This is a genomic window from Rhodococcus sp. NPDC060090 (assembly GCF_042729855.1).
In the GTDB taxonomy this organism is placed as follows: Bacteria; Actinomycetota; Actinomycetes; order Mycobacteriales; family Mycobacteriaceae; genus Rhodococcus.
In genome coordinates this window covers 327,595-344,728 of the sequence record NZ_JBHWXB010000003.1, presented here as the reverse complement: position 1 = coordinate 344,728, position 17,134 = coordinate 327,595, and the positions used below count along the sequence as shown (strand labels likewise).

General features: G+C 66.4%; 16 protein-coding genes. 3 read left to right on the top strand and 13 right to left on the bottom strand.

Annotated elements, in window-relative coordinates; genetic code table 11:
- The first annotated feature begins 13 nt into the window (after positions 1-13).
- A complete protein-coding gene (locus ACFWCF_RS06240; protein ID WP_378558528.1) occupies positions 14-1,495 on the top strand; it encodes a bifunctional phosphatase PAP2/diacylglycerol kinase family protein in 1,482 nt (493 codons plus the stop codon).
- Here the strand turns inward: ACFWCF_RS06240 and prcA are convergent.
- The 6 genes from prcA to arc form a co-directional block, all read right to left on the bottom strand.
- Entirely contained in the window at positions 1,480-2,268 is a 789-nt protein-coding gene (prcA, locus tag ACFWCF_RS06235; protein WP_378558525.1) for a proteasome subunit alpha, read from the bottom strand. The two genes, ACFWCF_RS06240 and prcA, sit on opposite strands and share 16 nt — an antisense overlap.
- Positions 2,265-3,119 carry a proteasome subunit beta gene (prcB, locus tag ACFWCF_RS06230; protein ID WP_378558522.1) on the bottom strand — a complete coding sequence of 285 codons (855 nt, stop codon included), beginning with the start codon at positions 3,117-3,119 and terminating at the stop codon, positions 2,265-2,267. The genes prcA and prcB overlap by 4 nt, the downstream gene beginning before the upstream one ends.
- Positions 3,116-3,307, bottom strand: coding sequence for a ubiquitin-like protein Pup (locus tag ACFWCF_RS06225; RefSeq protein WP_169690235.1), 192 nt, complete (start codon positions 3,305-3,307; stop codon positions 3,116-3,118). Before ACFWCF_RS06225 ends, prcB begins: the two co-directional genes overlap by 4 nt.
- Before the next feature lie 163 nt (positions 3,308-3,470).
- A complete protein-coding gene (gene dop, locus ACFWCF_RS06220) occupies positions 3,471-4,964 on the bottom strand; it encodes a depupylase/deamidase Dop (RefSeq protein WP_378490505.1) in 1,494 nt (497 codons plus the stop codon).
- A 10-nt stretch (positions 4,965-4,974) separates the two neighbouring features.
- Positions 4,975-5,379, bottom strand: coding sequence for a nitroreductase/quinone reductase family protein (locus ACFWCF_RS06215; RefSeq protein ID WP_378558519.1), 405 nt, complete (start codon positions 5,377-5,379; stop codon positions 4,975-4,977).
- Positions 5,380-5,387: 8 nt separating this feature from the next.
- Complete coding sequence (gene arc / locus ACFWCF_RS06210; protein WP_378558516.1) at positions 5,388-7,169, bottom strand: proteasome ATPase; 1,782 nt, start codon at positions 7,167-7,169, stop codon at positions 5,388-5,390.
- 196 nt (positions 7,170-7,365) lie between these two features.
- Between arc and ACFWCF_RS06205 the strand changes: the two genes are divergently transcribed.
- Complete coding sequence (locus tag ACFWCF_RS06205; RefSeq protein ID WP_378558513.1) at positions 7,366-7,854, top strand: nuclear transport factor 2 family protein; 489 nt, start codon at positions 7,366-7,368, stop codon at positions 7,852-7,854.
- Between the two features lie 26 nt (positions 7,855-7,880).
- Here ACFWCF_RS06205 and ACFWCF_RS06200 read toward each other — a convergent pair whose 3' ends face one another.
- A complete protein-coding gene (locus tag ACFWCF_RS06200) occupies positions 7,881-8,732 on the bottom strand; it encodes a tRNA (adenine-N1)-methyltransferase (protein WP_378558511.1) in 852 nt (283 codons plus the stop codon).
- Positions 8,733-8,908: 176 nt separating this feature from the next.
- Here ACFWCF_RS06200 and ACFWCF_RS06195 point away from each other — a divergent pair, with 176 nt between their 5' ends.
- Entirely contained in the window at positions 8,909-9,745 is an 837-nt protein-coding gene (locus tag ACFWCF_RS06195; RefSeq protein ID WP_378558508.1) for a thioesterase family protein, read from the top strand.
- A gap of 43 nt (positions 9,746-9,788) precedes the next feature.
- Here the strand turns inward: ACFWCF_RS06195 and hisG are convergent, their stop codons facing one another.
- The 6 genes from hisG to metH form a co-directional block, all read right to left on the bottom strand.
- The gene (hisG, locus tag ACFWCF_RS06190) at positions 9,789-10,658 is read right to left on the bottom strand and encodes an ATP phosphoribosyltransferase (protein ID WP_378558505.1); all 870 of its coding nucleotides are present in this window, start codon (positions 10,656-10,658) and stop codon (positions 9,789-9,791) included.
- Positions 10,659-10,757: 99 nt separating this feature from the next.
- Entirely contained in the window at positions 10,758-11,039 is a 282-nt protein-coding gene (locus ACFWCF_RS06185; protein ID WP_378490512.1) for a phosphoribosyl-ATP diphosphatase, read from the bottom strand.
- Between the two features lie 38 nt (positions 11,040-11,077).
- Positions 11,078-11,965, bottom strand: coding sequence for a pseudouridine synthase (locus ACFWCF_RS06180; RefSeq protein ID WP_378558502.1), 888 nt, complete (start codon positions 11,963-11,965; stop codon positions 11,078-11,080).
- A 1-nt stretch (position 11,966) separates the two neighbouring features.
- Positions 11,967-12,845: a rhodanese-related sulfurtransferase gene (locus tag ACFWCF_RS06175; protein WP_378558500.1), complete on the bottom strand. Its 879-nt coding sequence runs from the start codon at positions 12,843-12,845 to the stop codon at positions 11,967-11,969.
- A gap of 2 nt (positions 12,846-12,847) precedes the next feature.
- Positions 12,848-13,561 carry an HAD family hydrolase gene (locus tag ACFWCF_RS06170; protein ID WP_378558497.1) on the bottom strand — a complete coding sequence of 238 codons (714 nt, stop codon included), beginning with the start codon at positions 13,559-13,561 and terminating at the stop codon, positions 12,848-12,850.
- Positions 13,554-17,123: a methionine synthase gene (metH, locus tag ACFWCF_RS06165; protein ID WP_378558494.1), complete on the bottom strand. Its 3,570-nt coding sequence runs from the start codon at positions 17,121-17,123 to the stop codon at positions 13,554-13,556. Before metH ends, ACFWCF_RS06170 begins: the two co-directional genes overlap by 8 nt.
- Positions 17,124-17,134 lie beyond the last annotated feature (11 nt).

The following is a 17,134-nucleotide window of genomic DNA, read 5'->3' as shown; positions in this document are numbered from 1 at the left end:
ACAGTTCCCACCTGTGACCTTCCACCGACAGACCCGCGACGCCGACCATGCGCTCTTCACGCTCACCGACCGTGTTCCGACCGCTGTCGATTCGACTTTCCGCCGACTCACCCGCAGCGCCGATCACAGTGTCCTGTGGATGGGGTGCGCCGCGGTGTGCGTCCTGTACGGCGGCCGGGCCCGCCGCGGCGCGGTCCGCGGGCTGCTGTCGGTGGCCGGTGCCAGTGCGCTGGCCAACGCTGCCCTCAAACCACTGCTTCCCCGCCGCCGCCCTCCGGCCCGCACCGACCCCCGGTTCGCGCGCCGCCTCGTGCCGATCCCCCGGTCCTCGTCGTTCCCGTCCGGGCATGCCGCCTCGGCGGCAGCATTCGCCACCGGGGTGGCACTCGAATCACCGGTGGCAGGCGCGGTGCTGGCCCCGCTCGCGGCCGCCGTCGCCTATTCACGGGTCCACACCGGGGTGCATTGGCCCAGCGATGTCCTCGTCGGTGCCGCCGTGGGCTCCGCGGTCGCGCTGTCCACCCGGCGCTGGTGGGCGGTCCGCACCGCGGAACCGGCCCGCGTCGACACCGCCGCCGATGCCCCGGCACTGCCCGGCGGCCGTGGGCTGCTGGTGGTGGTCAACCCGCAGTCCGGAAGCAGCGACACCATCGCAGCGGACCTCGCGGAACTGCTTCCACAGGCCCGCATCGAACTACTCGACCCCGACACCGACCTCGAGGAACACCTCGAACAACTCGTCACCACCGTCCGACCTAGGGCGCTGGGGGTGTGCGGCGGGGACGGGACCGTCGCGACCGTCGCCGCGTTCGCACACCGTCACGACCTACCGCTCGCGGTGTTCCCCGGCGGCACCCTCAATCATTTCGCCCTCGATGTCGGCTCCGGCACCACCGGCGACACGGCCCGCGCCGTCACCGGTGGACTCGCGGCGCGCATCGACCTCGGTGCGGTGACCGTCACCGGCCCCCACGGACACAGCGAGCGGATTTTCCTCAACACCGCCAGTCTCGGCGGCTACCCGGATTCGGTGCGACTCCGGGAGCTGTGGGAGCCCCGCATCGGGAAATGGCCCGCCGCGGCCGCCGCGATGATCGCGGTACTCGCCACCGCCACCCCCATACGGGCGCGGGTGGACGGCACCGAGACGGCGCTGTGGTTGCTGTTCATCGGCAACGGCCACTATCGGCCCACCGACCAGGTGCCGATGTCGCGGACCGCTCTCGATGCCGGCACCCTCGACGTGCGGTACCTGCGTGCCGATCGGCGCTGGTCGCGCACGCGGCTGTTGTTCGCGGCCGCCACCGGCACCCTCGGCAGCACCGCCGTGTACCAGCAGCGTGACGTCACGTCGGTGTCGGTGCGGCTGGGCGGACCGCCGGTCGCGTTGGCGACCGACGGAGAAGTCAGCGCCGACGGTACGGCCTTCGAGGTGAAAGCGGTCCCGACGGCGCTGACCGTGTACCGATTAACGGATGCTCAGCTCGCACCCTGATCGGTGCCACCGTCGTCCGGAGTGTTCTCGGTCGCGGTATCGGACGGGGCAGCTGCCGCGGTGGCCGCAGGCAGCAGCGCGTCGAGGGCCGCACCGGAGATACGTCGGAACGCGCGACGCGGCCGGGACCGTTCGAGCACCGCGACTTCCAGCTCCCCGCGCCCGAGGACACGCCCCGCGGCATCCTGTCCGGTCGCCGTACCCTTCTGCAATGCGGACACGGCCACCTCGATCGCTGCCGCCAAGTCCAGTCCGGGACGGTACGACTCACGCACCGCCGTCAGGATCGGTTCGGTGTTGCCGCCCATCACCACGAACTGCAGCTCGTCGACGATCGACCCGTCGTAGGTGATGCGGTACAGCTGCGCGGATTCGGTGTAGTCGGCCGGACCGACCTCCGCGACACAGATCTCCACCTCGTAGGGCTTCGGCTGATCGGTGAAGATCGTCCCGAGGGTCTGCGCGTACGCGTTCGCCAACGACCGGCCCGTCACATCCCGCCGATCGTACGAATAGCCGAGCATGTCGGCACGCATGATCCCCGACCGCCGCAGACTCTCGAACTCGTTGTACTTGCCCACCGCCGCGAACCCGAGCCGGTCGTACAGCTCACTGATCTTGTGCAGCGCCTTCGACGGATTCTCCGCCACGAAGACCACACCGTCGGAATAGATCAACGCGATCACACTGCGTCCCCGGGCGATGCCCTTGCGGGCCAGCTCCGAGCGATCACGCATGATCTGCTCGGCGGACGCATAATACGGCAGCGTCATCGGATACCTCCTGCAGTACGGTCGACCACGATTGCCTGCGCCAACTCCGCCAACAACGCTTCCGACACCACTACTGCCCCGGCCGCGGTGACCGCCACCGCGGTCGGATAGATCCCGCGGGTGGTATCCGGGCCACCGGTCGCCGAATCATCGTCGGCCGCGTCGTACAACGACTCGACCGCGATGCGCAGCGCAGCCGCTTCGTCGGCGTCGGCGCGGTAGAGCTTCTTGAGCGCCGATTTCGCGAACACCGACCCGGACCCCACCGCGTGATACCCGGCGCGTTCCTCGTAGCGGCCACCGACCACGTCGTACGACACGATCCGCCCTGCCCGCCGCACATCCGACGCATCCACATCGAACCCGACGAGCAACGGCACCACCGCAAGACCCTGCATCGCAGCCCCGAGATTGCCGCGCACCATCGACGCCAGCCGGTTCGCCTTACCGTCGAACGACAGCGAGACACCCTCGATCTTCTCGTAGTGCTCGAGCTCGACCGCGAACAAACGCACCATCTCGACGGCCAGACCCGCCGTGCCGGCAATACCCGCCGCCGAATACGCGTCGGTGACGAACACCTTCTCCACGTCACGTGACGCAATCATGTTGCCCATCGTGGCCCGCCGGTCGCCCGCGAGGATCACCCCACCGTCGAACGTGACCGCCACGATCGTCGTGCCGTGCGGTGCGAGCTCACCGAAACTACCCTGCTCACGCACGAACCGGTTCTCCGGCAACAACTCCGGCGCATACGCCCGCAAATGATCGGTGAACGACGACAACGGGGACGCGAGGTGCAGGCGACCCTGCACCTCGCGGTAAGGAAGCGATGATCTGTCCGCTGTCACTGGCCACCCTTCTGCACATACGCCCGGACGAAGTCCTCCGCATTCTCCTCGAGCACATCATCGATCTCGTCGAGGAGATCGTCGGTCTCCGAGGCCAGCTTCTCACGGCGTTCCTGACCCGCACCGCCGTCGCCGGTCACCTCGTCGTCGTCTCCGCCGCCACCGCGTGTGGTCTGCTCCTGCGCCATAGCCGCGACCTCCTCCTGTACTCGAGTGGCACACGACCCCGGTCGGCGACCGTGCCGCACACCACGACATTGCTCTCCACACTACCGAGCAGAGGCGACCGCGCGCGGCGTCCCGGCGCGTGTCGCAACCACACCGCCCCGCACCTGTGCGGGCATCGGAAGGTCAGTGAGTGAGCTGATCGACCAGTTCCGCAGCCGACTGCGCCGTCTCGAGCAGCTCCCCGACATGCGCGCGACTGCCCCGCAACGGCTCGAGAGTCGGGATCCGCACCAGCGACTCACCCCCGAGATCGAAAATCACCGAATCCCACGACGCCGCTGCGATATCGGCACCGAACCGGCGCAGACACTCACCACGAAAATACGCGCGGGTGTCCGTCGGCGGGGAATGCACCGCATCGAGCACCTGCTGTTCGGTGACCAGACGTTGCATCGACCCGCGGGCCACCAGCCGGTTGTACAGGCCCTTGTCGAGACGCACATCCGAATACTGCAGATCCACCATATGCAGCCGCGGCGCCGACCAGGCCAGCGACTCCCGCTGCCGGAATCCCTCGAGCAACCGCAGCTTCGCGGGCCAATCCAACAGATCCGCGCACTCCATCGGGTCCCGCTCGAGCAGATCGAGCACCATCGCCCACTTATCGAGAATGTCGAGCACCCGCGCATCGTCGGTGCCGTCGTGGAACTTCGCGGCCCGCTCGTGATAGAGACGCTGCAACGCCAGACCCGTGACCTCCCGGCCGTCGGACAACGCCACCGTCTTCCGCAAGGTCGGATCGTGACTGATGTGATGCACCGCCGTGACCGGCCGCGCCAACTGCAGATCCGACAGATCGACCCCCGCCTCGATCAGATCGAGCACCAACGCGGTCGTACCGACCTTCAGATACGTCGACATCTCCGCCAGGTTCGCATCACCGATGATCACATGCAGACGCCGATACTTGTCGGGATCGGCGTGCGGCTCGTCGCGGGTATTGATGATGCCGCGCTTGAGGGTGGTCTCCAATCCGACCTCGACCTCGATGTAATCGGCGCGCTGCGACAACTGGAAACCCGGTTCGTCCCCTGACTGCCCGATCCCCACCCGCCCCGACCCGCAGATCACCTGCCGGGACGCGAAGAACGGGGTCAGCCCCGCGACCACCGCCGAGAACGGGGTGTCCCGCGCCATCAGGTAATTCTCGTGCGTGCCGTAGGAGGCGCCCTTACCGTCGACGTTGTTCTTGTACAACTGCAGGCGCGGCGCTCCCGGCACACTCGACGCATGCCGCGCCGCGGCCTCCATCACCCGCTCGCCGGCCTTGTCCCAGATCACCGCATCGAGCGGATCGGTGACCTCCGGTGCCGAGAACTCCGGATGCGCATGATCGACATACAGGCGCGCCCCATTGGTGAGGATCATGTTCGCCGCCCCGACCTCGTCGGCGTCGATCACCGGCGCCGGGCCGTTGAACCGCCCCAGATCGAACCCGCGGGCGTCCCGCAAGGGCGACTCCACCTCATAATCCCACCGGGTCCGCTTCGCGCGCGGCACCCCGGCCGCCGCGGCGTACGCGAGCACCGCCTGGGTGGACGTGAGGATGGGGTTCGCTGTGGGGTCACTGGGCGACGAAATCCCGTACTCGACCTCGATACCGATGATCCGCTGCATACCATCGAGACTAGGTGATCGAGGACCCCGCGCCCGTGCGGCGGGCCGCACAATCCAGATAGCTCGACGCATCGATCATCCGCAACACCGCCCCGACCGGCCACGGCGCCCACCCCGCCCCCGGATCACATCCGATGGTCGGGTCCGTGACCGGCACCCGCCGACCCCGGGTGAGTAGCACCGCACCCCCGGCGGCCCGCACGTTACGGACCCAGTCGGTGTCGGTGCCGTAGGTCAACGCCACCCGGAACCGCGCACCGTCGGTGAACAACAACACCGGTGTCCGGTACTGCCGCCCCGACCGACGACCACGATGCTCGACGACACCGGCGCCCGGCAGAAACCGGGCTACCGGTGTCGCAATCCGATTCGTGGCCACCCGATTGACCCGGGCCAGCACACGCGGCAACGGCATGAGGCGTCCTACAGGTACTGGCCGGTGTTCGACTCGGTGTCGATCGCGCGGCTCGCGCTTGCATTCTTGCCCGTGACCAACGTGCGGATGTACACGATCCGCTCGCCCTTCTTCCCGGAGATCCGCGCCCAGTCGTCGGGGTTGGTGGTGTTGGGCAGATCCTCGTTCTCGGCGAACTCGTCGACGATCGAGTCGAGCAGATGCTGCACCCGCAGACCGTTCGTCCCCGTGTCCAGCACCGCCTTGATCGCGTACTTCTTCGCGCGGTCGACGATGTTCTGGATCATCGCACCCGAGTTGAAGTCCTTGAAGTACAGGACCTCTTTGTCGCCGTTGGCGTAGGTGACCTCCAGGAACCGGTTCTCCTCCGACTCCGCGTACATCCGATCGACCACCCGCTCGATCATCGCCCGCACACACGCCGTCCGGTCGCCACCGAACTCGGCGATGTCGTCGGCGTGCACCGGCAACTGCTCGGTCAGGTACTTCGAGAAGATGTCGAGCGCCGCCTCCGCATCGGGACGCTCGATCTTGATCTTCACATCGAGCCGGCCCGGCCGCAGGATCGCCGGGTCGATCATGTCCTCACGGTTGGAGGCACCGATGACGATGACATTCTCGAGCCCCTCGACACCGTCGATCTCACTGAGCAGCTGCGGCACCACTGTCGTCTCCACATCCGACGACACACCCGAACCGCGGGTACGGAAAATCGAATCCATCTCGTCGAAGAACACGATCACCGGAGTGCCCTCGGACGCCTTTTCCCGAGCCCGCTGGAAAATCATCCGAATGTGCCGCTCGGTTTCACCGACGAACTTGTTGAGCAGTTCCGGACCCTTGATGTTGAGGAAGAAGGACTTCGCCTCCTTCGAATCCTCACCGCGGGCCTCAGCGATCTTCTTCGCCAGCGAATTCGCGACCGCCTTCGCGATGAGAGTCTTACCGCACCCGGGTGGGCCGTACAACAGCACACCCTTCGGCGGCCGCAACGCATACTCGCGAAACAGATCCTTGTGCAGGAACGGCAACTCGACCGCATCGCGGATCTGCTCGATCTGCCGACCCAGACCACCGATGTCGCCGTAGTCGACGTCCGGCACCTCCTCGAGCACGAGATCCTCGACCTCGGCCTTCGGGATCCGCTCGAACGCGTACCCGGCCTTACTGTCGACCAGCAACGAATCACCCGAGCGCAACGTCAACCGGTCACCGTTCTCGTCGATGACCTCCTCGACCGACGAATCGAGAGTGCGGGCCGCGATCTGCGCAAGCGGCTCCGACAGCCACACCACCCGCTCCTCGTCGGCATGCCCGACCACCAGCGCGCGGCGCCCGTCGCCGAGCAACTCACGCAACGTGGTGATTTCCCCGACCTGCTCGAACCCGCCGACCTCGACGACCGTCAACGCCTCGTTCAGACGCACCGTCCGGCCCGTCCGGAACGATTCGACGTCGAGATTCGGGGAGACCCCCACCCGCATCTTGCGGCCCGACGTGAACACATCGACCGTGCTGTCCTCGAACGCCTCGAGCAACACCCCGTACCCGCTGGGCGGCTGACCGAGACGATCGACCTCCTCGCGGAGCGTGAGCAACTGCTGCCGGGCCTCCTTGAGAGTCTCGAGCAGCTTCCCGTTACGTATCGTGACCGATTCGAGCCGCGACTCGAGGTCGCGGAGCCGGTCGGACGGTTCGGTGAGCCTGGTCCGGAGGGCGACCACCTCGGCGCGCAGTTCTTCGAGTTCCCGTGCGGCAGCACCCGAGTCCGGATTCTCTGACGAGCTCATGTGCGACTCCCTCCACTTGGTCATTCCACGCTACCGGCAGTTCACCGAAAAGTGGGGGGTGACACGAAATCCGGGTGTTGCGAACGCGTGTCGCTCCTGTCACGGCTCCACGGCGGCACACCCGGCCGCCACGCTGTTAGCCTTACCTAATCTCGACGTTCGTGCCGTTACGTATGTTCCCGAAAGGACCACTTCTGTGAACACCCGCACCCTCTGGGCCGCTGCGGCCACCGTCCTCGCCGTCACCGTGCTGCCCGCCTGCTCCTCGGACAACGACACCACCACCGAAACGTCGACCACGACCCCCACCAGCGCCGACGCACTCGATGCCCCCACCGGCACCGTCGACGCGCCCGTCACGGCCCCCGACCTCCAGACACAGATGGACGTGTTCTTCGACCCCGCCGCCCCCGTCGACGCCAAGGTCACCGTCATCGAAAACGGTGAGGCCCGCACCGCCGTGCTCACCCAGTTCAACGACATACTCACCGGCTACCCGCTCACCGCCACGGTCGGGGAAGTCACCGGCGTCGACGACACCACGGTCACCGCGGTCACCGAGGTCGACGGCCCGCACGGCGGCGCGCCCCTGACACTCACCTTCACCGAGGTCGACGACACATGGCTGCTCGCCGACGACAGCACCTGCTCCCTCCTCGAACTGGGTCGCCTGACCTGCGAGTGAACCGGCGCTCTCCCGACGGCGGCGTCTCAGCCCTTGCTGGGGCGCCGCTGCGGCCTCGGCGTGACAGTCCCCTCCGCCAACTTGCGGGCCGACACCAGGAACGCGGTATGTCCCTGCATACGATGCTCCGGCCGCACCGCCAACCCCACCACATGCCAGTCCCGCACGATCGACTCCCACGACCGCGGCTCGGTCCAGCACGTCTGCTCACGCATCGCCTCGACGACCTTCGACAACTGCGTCACCGTCGCCACATACACGATCAACACACCACCGGGCACCAACGCATTCGCCACCGCAGGCAACGCATCCCACGGCGCCAGCATGTCCAGCACCACCCGATCCACCGGCCCGTGCTTCTCGACGTCGTACGACGCGACATCGGCGACCGTCAGATCCCAGTTCGCCGGGCGCTCCCCGAAGAACGTCTCCACATTGCGCACCGCATGCACCGCATGATCGTCGCGCACCTCGTACGAGATGACCTTGCCCTCCGGGCCCACCGCCCGCAGCAGCGAACACGTCAACGCACCCGACCCGGCACCTGCCTCGAGGACACGGGCACCAGGGAACATGTCGCCCTCGTGCACGATCTGCGCCGCATCCTTCGGATAGATCACCTGCGCCCCGCGCGGCATCGACAGCACATAATCGACCAGCAGCGGACGCAACGCCAGATACGGCGTGCCGTTCGTCGAGGTCACCACCGTGCCCTCGTCCGTGCCGATCAGATCGTCATGCAGGATCCCACCGCGATGGGTGTGGAACTCCTTACCCGGCTCGAGCACCACGGTGTACTTGCGGCCCTTGGCGTCGGTCAACTGCACCCGATCGCCCACCTCGAACGGTCCGCTGCGCCCGAGTCCGCCTACTGCCATCGCCGTGCCACCTTCACCTACATGCAACCGCCACACCCGTGACGCCAGACCCGACACGGTGCCAGGCCGCACACCAGCCTGCCAGGTGACCGCAGGTGAGCCCCCACGCACCCCACACCCACCGGCCCTGCCATCATCGAAAGCTCATACTCGACCAGACCCGGGAGACCGACCGCGTGAGCGACACCGCCTATTTCGTGCCCATCCCCGCACCCGAAAGCACACGCGAGCGCACCCCACCCGACACCCACGTCGAATACTTCCGACCCACCCGCCACACCGTCAGCACCTGGGGTCCCGACCTGCAGCACGGCGCACCCCCGTCCGCCCTACTCGCCCGCGCCCTCGCCCGCCACCTGCCACGCCCCGACACCCGGCTCTCCCGCCTCTGCATCGACCTGCTCGGCCCCGTACCGCTGACCGACATCGAAGTGCGCACCCGCCTCGACCGGCCTGGCCGCCAGATCGAACTCGTCGTCGCCGAACTGTGGGCCACCACCCCCGGCGGCACCGCACGCGCCGTGGCGCGCGGCACCGGATGGCGCCTTCAGACCCACGACCTCCCCGACGTCGCCCGCACCTCCGAACCGGCACTGACCCCCATCGACCCCGCCGCCGAGCCCTCCGACATGACCCTGTTCGGGCTCAGCGGCTACATCGACACCCTCGACTGGCACATCGTGACCCCACTCGGAGTACCCGGGCCGTCCGCCGCATGGCTCCGCGCCCGCCTCGACCTCGTCGAAGGGGAAACCCCCACCTGCCTCGAACGACTCTTCACCGTCGCCGACGTCGCCAACGGCATCGGATCGAAACTCGACCCCGCACACTGGCTGTTCCTCAACACCGACCTGACCGTCCACCTGTTCCGCGAACCCAGCAGCCACTGGACCGGCATCTCCGCCGAAACCTCCGTCGGCCCCGACGGCATCGGCATGACCACCGGAGCACTCCACGACCAACACGGCCCGCTCGGACGCATCACCCAGAACGTGCAAGTGCGGCCCCGCTGACGCGAGACCGCACCCGTCACCCACCCCCGGCAGGGGGCACCGTTCACTCGCCCGCGACGCCCCGCATCGCACGGCACGACCGGATGTCCGACGCCAGGATCGCGCGGGCACCGAGCTCCGCAAGCTGATCCATCACCGCATTGTGACCCTTACGCGACACCATCGCCCGCACCGCCACCGAATAATCGTTCGCCAGCGGCGAGATCGTCGGCGACTCCAAACCCGGGGTCACCTTCACCGCGGCGTCGAGCAAGTGCTTCGGGCAGTCGTAATCGATCATCACGTACTGCTGCGCAAACACCACACCCTCGAGCCGGGCAATCAACTGGTTACGAGCCCGATCGGCCCGATCCGCGCCCTCCCGCTCGATCAGCACACCCTCCGAATCGCACAGGGACTCACCGAACGCCACCAGATCATGCTGCCGCAGCGTGCGACCCGACCCCACCACATCGGCGATCGCATCCGCGACACCGAGCTGGATCGAGATCTCCACCGCACCATCGAGCCGGATCACCGTCGCCTCGATACCCCGCTCCGCCAGATCCTTACGCACCAGATTCGCGTACGACGTCGCGACCCGCAGACCCTGCAGATCCTCGATCTTCCACGCCCGATCCTTCGGACCCGCATACCGGAACCGCGACGACCCGAACCCCAACGACAACCGCTCGCTGACCGGCGCACCCGAATCCAACGCCAGATCCCGGCCGGTGATCCCCAGATCCAACTCACCCGACCCGACGTAGATCGCGATGTCCTTCGGACGCAAGAAGAAGAACTCGACCTCGTTGACCGGATCGATCACAGTCAGATCCCGAGAATCGGTACGCCAGCGGTAACCGGCCTCCCTCAGAATCTCGGCGGCGGACTCGGACAACGAACCCTTGTTGGGAACCGCAACGCGCAGCATGGAAAAAACCTTTCAGACAGAAGAGGACACGAAGATTCGATCAGGACACATCCGGGGCACGGACGGCGCACCCGCCACCGAGGCGACGCTCACCGGCCGTCACAGATGCTTGTAGATGTCCTCGAGCTTCAGTCCACGCCCCACCATCAACACCTGCGTCCAGTACAGCAGCTGCGAGATCTCCTCGGCGAGCTCCTCATCGGACTGGTACTCGGCGGCGATCCACACTTCGCCGGCTTCCTCGAGTACCTTCTTGCCCTGCGCATGGACACCGGCATCCAACGCAGCAACGGTGCCGGAACCCTCAGGGCGGGTCGCAGCACGCTCGGTCAGCTCGGCGAACAGGGATTCGAAGGTCTTCACGGAAACCGATTGTTTCATGCCGCGGCCCCGCACCCACAATCAGGACACCGGTCCACTCACCAGGACAACTCCCGCACACTGTCGAACCGACGCACCCGACCACTCACCGGATCCGTGAACTCCAACGTGCGCGCCAGCAACTGCAACGGATCGGTGAACTGCCCCGGCGCCCGGCGGACGAACACCGGATAGAAATTGTCCCCCTCGATCGGCACCCCCAACGACAACAGGTGCAACCGCAACTGATGCGTACGCCCCGTGCGCGGAAACAACCGATACCGCGCCCGACCGCCACGATGCTCGACGAGCTCGATCCGAGTCTCCGAATTCGGCTCGCCGGGCACCTGCGTCGCCGTCAACTCACCATGCCGCTTGACGATCCTCGTCCGCACCGTGCGCGGAAACTCCAGCTCGGGCCGATACCCCGCGATCGCCTCATACACCTTGCGCACCCGCTGTTGCTCGAACAACCCCTGATACGGGCGTCGCAACGCCGGATCACTCGTACACAGCAACACCCCGGCAGTCATCCGATCGAGCCGATGCACCGGCACCAGATCCGGCAAATCCAGATCCCGCCGCAACCGCACCGTCACCGTCTCCCGGATATGCGCACCCCGCGGAATCGTCGACAGAAACGGCGGCTTGTCGACCACCACCAGCCCATCGCCGCGATACAACACCTCCACCGAAAACGGCACCGGCGTCTCCGGCGGCGGCTCACGATAGAAATACACGAACCGGCCCGGCTGGAACCGGGTCAGTTCATCCACCGGCCGCCCATGCTCGTCGACAAGCTCCCGCGCGGCCATCCGAGTGTGCCAATCCTCCTCCGGATGCTCCTCGATCAGGAACCCGAGCACCGTGCGCGCGGCACCCTCGGCCGGCATCCGGAGACGATCCGGCCCCAACCCGTCACGCACCGGCAACGGTGCACTACTCACGTCAGGACCCGGCTCCGGCAGCGCCCTCGACGACACCGTCCGGAACACACCCCTCACACACCAACGTCAACTCACGACCGTTCACATCGGGATGATTGCGATACCGCGATGTGGGAGCCCCGCACAACGTACAGCGACCCAACGTGACCGCATCCTCGGAGAACTCCACATTCATCCGACCGTCGAACACGTACAGCGAGCCCTCCCACAACCCGGCATCACCGAACGTCTCGCCGTACCGGACGATCCCACCGTCGAGCTGGTACACCTCTTCGAAACCACGATTGCGCATCAACACCGACAACACCTCGCACCGCACCCCACCCGTGCAGTACGTGACCACCGGCTTCGACTTGAGATGGTCGTACCGGCCACTGTCCAGCTCGGCAACGAAATCACGGGTGGTATCCACATCGGGCACCACCGCATCCCGGAACCGCCCGATCTGTGCCTCGAGCCTGTTTCGGCCGTCGAAGAACACCACGTCGTCCCGCTCGGCCATCAACGCGTGCACGGCGAGCGGCGACAGATGCGTCCCACCGCCGACGACACCGTTCTCGTCGACCTCGACCTCGTCGGGCGTACCGAACGTGACGATCTCGGGGCGCACCTTCACCGACAACCGCGGGAAATCGTCGCCGGTGCCGTCGGACCACTTGACGTCGACATCGCGGAACGCCGGATAGCTGCGCAACCCCCGCACATACCTCTTCACCGCCGCGATATCGCCACCGACAGTGCCGTTGATGCCGTGCTCGGAGATCAGAATTCGGCCCGTCAACCCGTTCGACGCAGCCAGGGTGTACTGCCACAACCGGATCGCCTCCGGATCCGGCAACGCCGTGAACTTGTAGAACAGGACGATCTTCGGAACAGCCACGATCACTGCCGACCGGATGCGTACAGCACGTGCAGATCAGCCGCAGAAAGACCTTCCAGCGTCGATCGGAACACCCGCCGCGGCGAAACAGGCACCGTCGTCAACGACGGCACCACCAGCACCGTGCAGCCCGCCGCATCCGCCGCCGCCGCCCCGGTCGGAGAATCCTCCACCGCCAGACACTGCGCCGGATCGAGCCCGAGCAACTCCGCCGCCCGCAGATACGGCGCCGGATCCGGCTTGCCCGCAGGCACCTCGTCGCCGCACACCGTGTGATCGAAATGGTCGCGGCCGAGAGTGTCGAGCGCAACATCGCACAACCTCCGGCCGGTATTGGTCACCAACACCTGCCCGAGACCCGAAGCCCGTACCGACCCCAGAGCCTCCCGCGCACCCGGCCGCCACGGCAACCCCTGCGTGAACAACTCCGACATGTACGCGTTGAGCCAGTCCTCCGCCGCGGTCTGCTCGTCGGGCGTCGGAGCGAGCCCGAGACCGTCGAACGTCCGCCACACCGACAGATCCAGCGGACCGCCGATCGTCGAGATCCGCGTCTCCTCCGACATCGGCCCACCCAGATGCAGCGACAACTCCCGCATCCCGATGTCCCACAACTGCTCCGACTCGAGCAGCGTGCCGTCCATGTCCCACAACACCGCCTGCAACGCACCCGTCCCGCTCGTCGAACCGGATACGTTGCTGATCAACTCAGACATTGAAGTACTTGGCCTCCGGGTGATGCAGAACGAACGCATCGGTGGACTGCTCGGGATGCAACTGCAACTCCTCCGACAACACCACCCCGATCCGCTCGGGCTCGAGCAACTCGACGAGCTTGATCCGATCCTCGAGATCCGGGCACGCGCCGTAACCGAACGCGAAACGAGCACCCCGGTACGCGAGCTTGAAATACTCGGCCACATCGTCCGGATCATCGTCCGCAGCAGTACCGCCACCGGAGAACGCCAGCTCCTGCCGGACCCGCCGATGCCAGTACTCGGCCAGGGCCTCGGTCAACTGCACACCGATGCCGTGTACCTCCAGGTAGTCGCGATACGAGTTCGCCGCGAACAACTCGTTCGCGAAATCCGCGATCGGCTGACCCATCGTCACCAACTGGAACGGCCACACATCGACCTGACCCGACTCGATCGCATCCTTACGCGACCGCACGAAATCGGCAATGCACAAGAACCGCGACCGCTGCTGACGCGGGAACGTGAACCGATACCGTTCCGGAGCATCCGGACGCGGCTCCGTCAAGATCACCACATCGTCGCCCTCGGATACCGCAGGGAAGTACCCGTACACAACCGCAGCGTGCTGCAGGATGCCCTCGGTCGACAACCGGTCCAGCCAGTACCGCAACCGCGGCCGGCCCTCGGTCTCCACCAACTCCTCGTACGACGGACCGTCACCGGCACGCTGCCCGCGCAACCCCCATTGCCCGAGGAACAACGCCCGCTCGTCCACCAACGACGCATAGTCGGCCAACGCGATGCCCTTGACCACCCGTGTACCCCAGAACGGAGGCGCAGGCACCGGCAGATTCGCCGCCACATCACTGCGCTCGGGGATCACCGCCGGAGTCTCCTCCGCTTTACGCTTCTCCGCGATCCGCTTACTACGCTCGTGCCGCTCCTTGCGGTCGGCCGCCTTGCGCGCGGCTTCGAGCGCCTCCGGACTGTCCGGATCCGGACCCTCCCCGCGCTTGATCGCCATGACACGATCCATCAACGACAGGCCCTCGAACGCATCGCGCGCGTACGACACCTCACCCGCATACACGTCTGCGAGATTGTTCTCGACGTAGCTCCGGGTCAGCGCCGCGCCGCCGAGGAGCACCGGGAACTGATCCGCAACACCTCGAGAGTTCAGCTCCTCGAGGTTCTCCTTCATCACCACGGTCGACTTCACCAGCAGACCGGACATTCCGATCACGTCGGCGCGCTTGTCGATCGCCGCATCGAGGATCGTTGCGATCGGCTGCTTGATACCGAGGTTGACCACCTCGTACCCGTTGTTCGACAGGATGATGTCCACGAGGTTCTTACCGATGTCGTGCACATCGCCCTTGACGGTCGCCAGCACGATCCGGCCCTTGCCGTCGTCACCCGTCGACTCCATGTGCGGCTCGAGATGCGCCACCGCCGCCTTCATCACTTCGGCGGACTGCAACACGAACGGCAACTGCATCTGTCCCGATCCGAACAGCTCACCGACCGTCTTCATCCCCGACAGCAACGTCTCGTTGATGATCTCCAGCGGAGGCACCGCCGTTATCGCCTCGGTGAGATCGGCCTCGAGTCCGTTCCGCTCCCCGTCGACGATCCGCCGCTCCAAGCGTTCGAACAACGGCAGCGCAGCAAGCTCCTGCGCGCGTGATTCGCGCGCCGACGCCGCCGACACCCCCTCGAACAGCTGCATCAGCTTCTGCAGCGGGTCGTAACCCTCGCGGCGGCGGTCGTACACCAGATCCAACGCGACCTGCCGATGCTCGTCGGGAATCCGCGCCATCGGCAGAATCTTCGACGCATGCACGATCGCCGTATCGAGACCCGCCTCGGTGCACTCGTTCAAGAACACCGAGTTGAGCACCTGCCGCGCGGCCGGATTCAGACCGAACGACACATTGGACACACCGAGAGTGAAATGCACCCGCGGATGCAGACGGTGGAGCTCGCGGATCGCCTCGATCGTCTCGATCGCGTCGCGTCGCACCTCCTCTTGCCCAGTCGAAATGGGGAACGTCAACGCATCGACGATGATGTCGTCGGGATCGAGGCCCCAGTTCTCCGTCAGGTCCGTGATCAGACGCTCGGCGATACGCACCTTGTGCTCGGCCGTACGTGCCTGACCTTCCTCGTCGATCGTCAGTGCCACCACTGCGGCACCGTGCTCGGCGACGTGCTCCATGATCCGCTGGAACCGCGACCCCGGCCCCGCACCGTCCTCGTAGTTCACCGAGTTCACGGCGCACCGACCACCGAGATGCTCGAGGCCCGCCCGGATCACCTCCGGCTCGGTCGAGTCGATCATGATGGGCAGTGTCGATGCGGTGGCGAACCGCGATGCGAGCTCCGCCATATCGAGTGCGCCGTCACGACCCACGTAGTCGACATTGAGGTCGAGCATGTGCGCACCGTCGCGCACCTGGTCCTTCGCGGCGTCGACGCACTTCTCCCAGTCGCCGGCGAGCATCGCCTCACGGAACGCCTTCGACCCGTTCGTGTTGGTGCGCTCACCGATCATCAGGATCGACGCGTCCTGCTCGAAAGACACCGCCGTGTACAGCGACGACACACCCGGCTCATGTTCCGGGTTCCGCTGCGCAGGCTGCGCCTCGCGCACCGCGGCGGCAACCTGACGGACATGCTCGGGAGTCGTGCCGCAGCACCCACCGACCAGCGCCAGACCGAACTCCGACACGAACCCGGCCAGTGCGTCGGCCAGCTCCGCGGGCGTGAGCGGGTACTCGGCACCGTTCTTCCCCAGCACAGGCAGACCTGCGTTCGGCATCACCGACACCGGGATACGGGCGTGCTGCGACAGGTACCGCAGGTGCTCGCTCATCTCGGCGGGCCCCGTCGCGCAATTCAACCCGATCAGATCGATACCGAGAGGTTCCAACGCAGTGAGGGCCGCTCCGATCTCGGAACCGAGCAGCATCGTGCCCGTCGTCTCGACCGTGACATGCGCGATGATCGGGACCCGCCTGCCCGCCTGTTCCATGGCGCGGCGACTACCGATGATCGCGGCTTTCGCCTGCAGCAGGTCCTGGCAGGTCTCGACGAGGATCGCATCGGCACCACCGTCGAGCATGCCCAGCGCGGCTTCGCCGTATGCATCGCGCAGCACGTCGAACGGCGCATGACCGAGGGTGGGTAATTTTGTACCGGGTCCCATCGAACCCAACACCATCCGAGGCACACCGTCGGCGGACGGACCCATCTCATCCGCCACCTCCCGTGCAAGCCGGGTGCCACGCTCGGAAAGGTCACGAATCCGGTCGGAAATGTCGTAATCGGCGAGGTTGGGCAAGTTGCAGCCGAAGGTGTTCGTCGAGACGATGTCGGCCCCGGCTTCGAAGTACGCCCGGTGGATCCCCTTGATCACATCGGGACGAGTCTCGTTCAAGATCTCGTTGCACCCCTCGAGGCCGCGGAAGTCGTCGAGCGACAGATCCGCGGCCTGCAACATGGTGCCCATCGCCCCATCTCCGATGACAACGCGCTGCTTCAGCGCATCGAACAAGGCAGAGTTCAGTGGGGTGGACATGGCAACCAGAG

Bases quoted from the DNA above. Each gene is read 5' to 3' on its own strand.
- prcA (WP_378558525.1), bottom strand. From the start codon at position 2,268: ATGACGCTGCCGTATTATGCGTCCGCCGAGCAGATCATGCGTGATCGC.
- ACFWCF_RS06225 (WP_169690235.1), bottom strand. From the start codon at position 3,307: ATGGCGCAGGAGCAGACCACACGCGGTGGCGGCGGAGACGACGACGAG.
- dop (WP_378490505.1), bottom strand. From the start codon at position 4,964: ATGCAGCGGATCATCGGTATCGAGGTCGAGTACGGGATTTCGTCGCCC.
- ACFWCF_RS06215 (WP_378558519.1), bottom strand. From the start codon at position 5,379: ATGCCGTTGCCGCGTGTGCTGGCCCGGGTCAATCGGGTGGCCACGAAT.
- arc (WP_378558516.1), bottom strand. From the start codon at position 7,169: ATGAGCTCGTCAGAGAATCCGGACTCGGGTGCTGCCGCACGGGAACTC.
- ACFWCF_RS06200 (WP_378558511.1), bottom strand. From the start codon at position 8,732: ATGGCAGTAGGCGGACTCGGGCGCAGCGGACCGTTCGAGGTGGGCGAT.
- hisG (WP_378558505.1), bottom strand. From the start codon at position 10,658: ATGCTGCGCGTTGCGGTTCCCAACAAGGGTTCGTTGTCCGAGTCCGCC.
- ACFWCF_RS06185 (WP_378490512.1), bottom strand. From the start codon at position 11,039: ATGAAACAATCGGTTTCCGTGAAGACCTTCGAATCCCTGTTCGCCGAG.
- ACFWCF_RS06170 (WP_378558497.1), bottom strand. From the start codon at position 13,561: ATGTCTGAGTTGATCAGCAACGTATCCGGTTCGACGAGCGGGACGGGT.
- metH (WP_378558494.1), bottom strand. From the start codon at position 17,123: ATGTCCACCCCACTGAACTCTGCCTTGTTCGATGCGCTGAAGCAGCGC.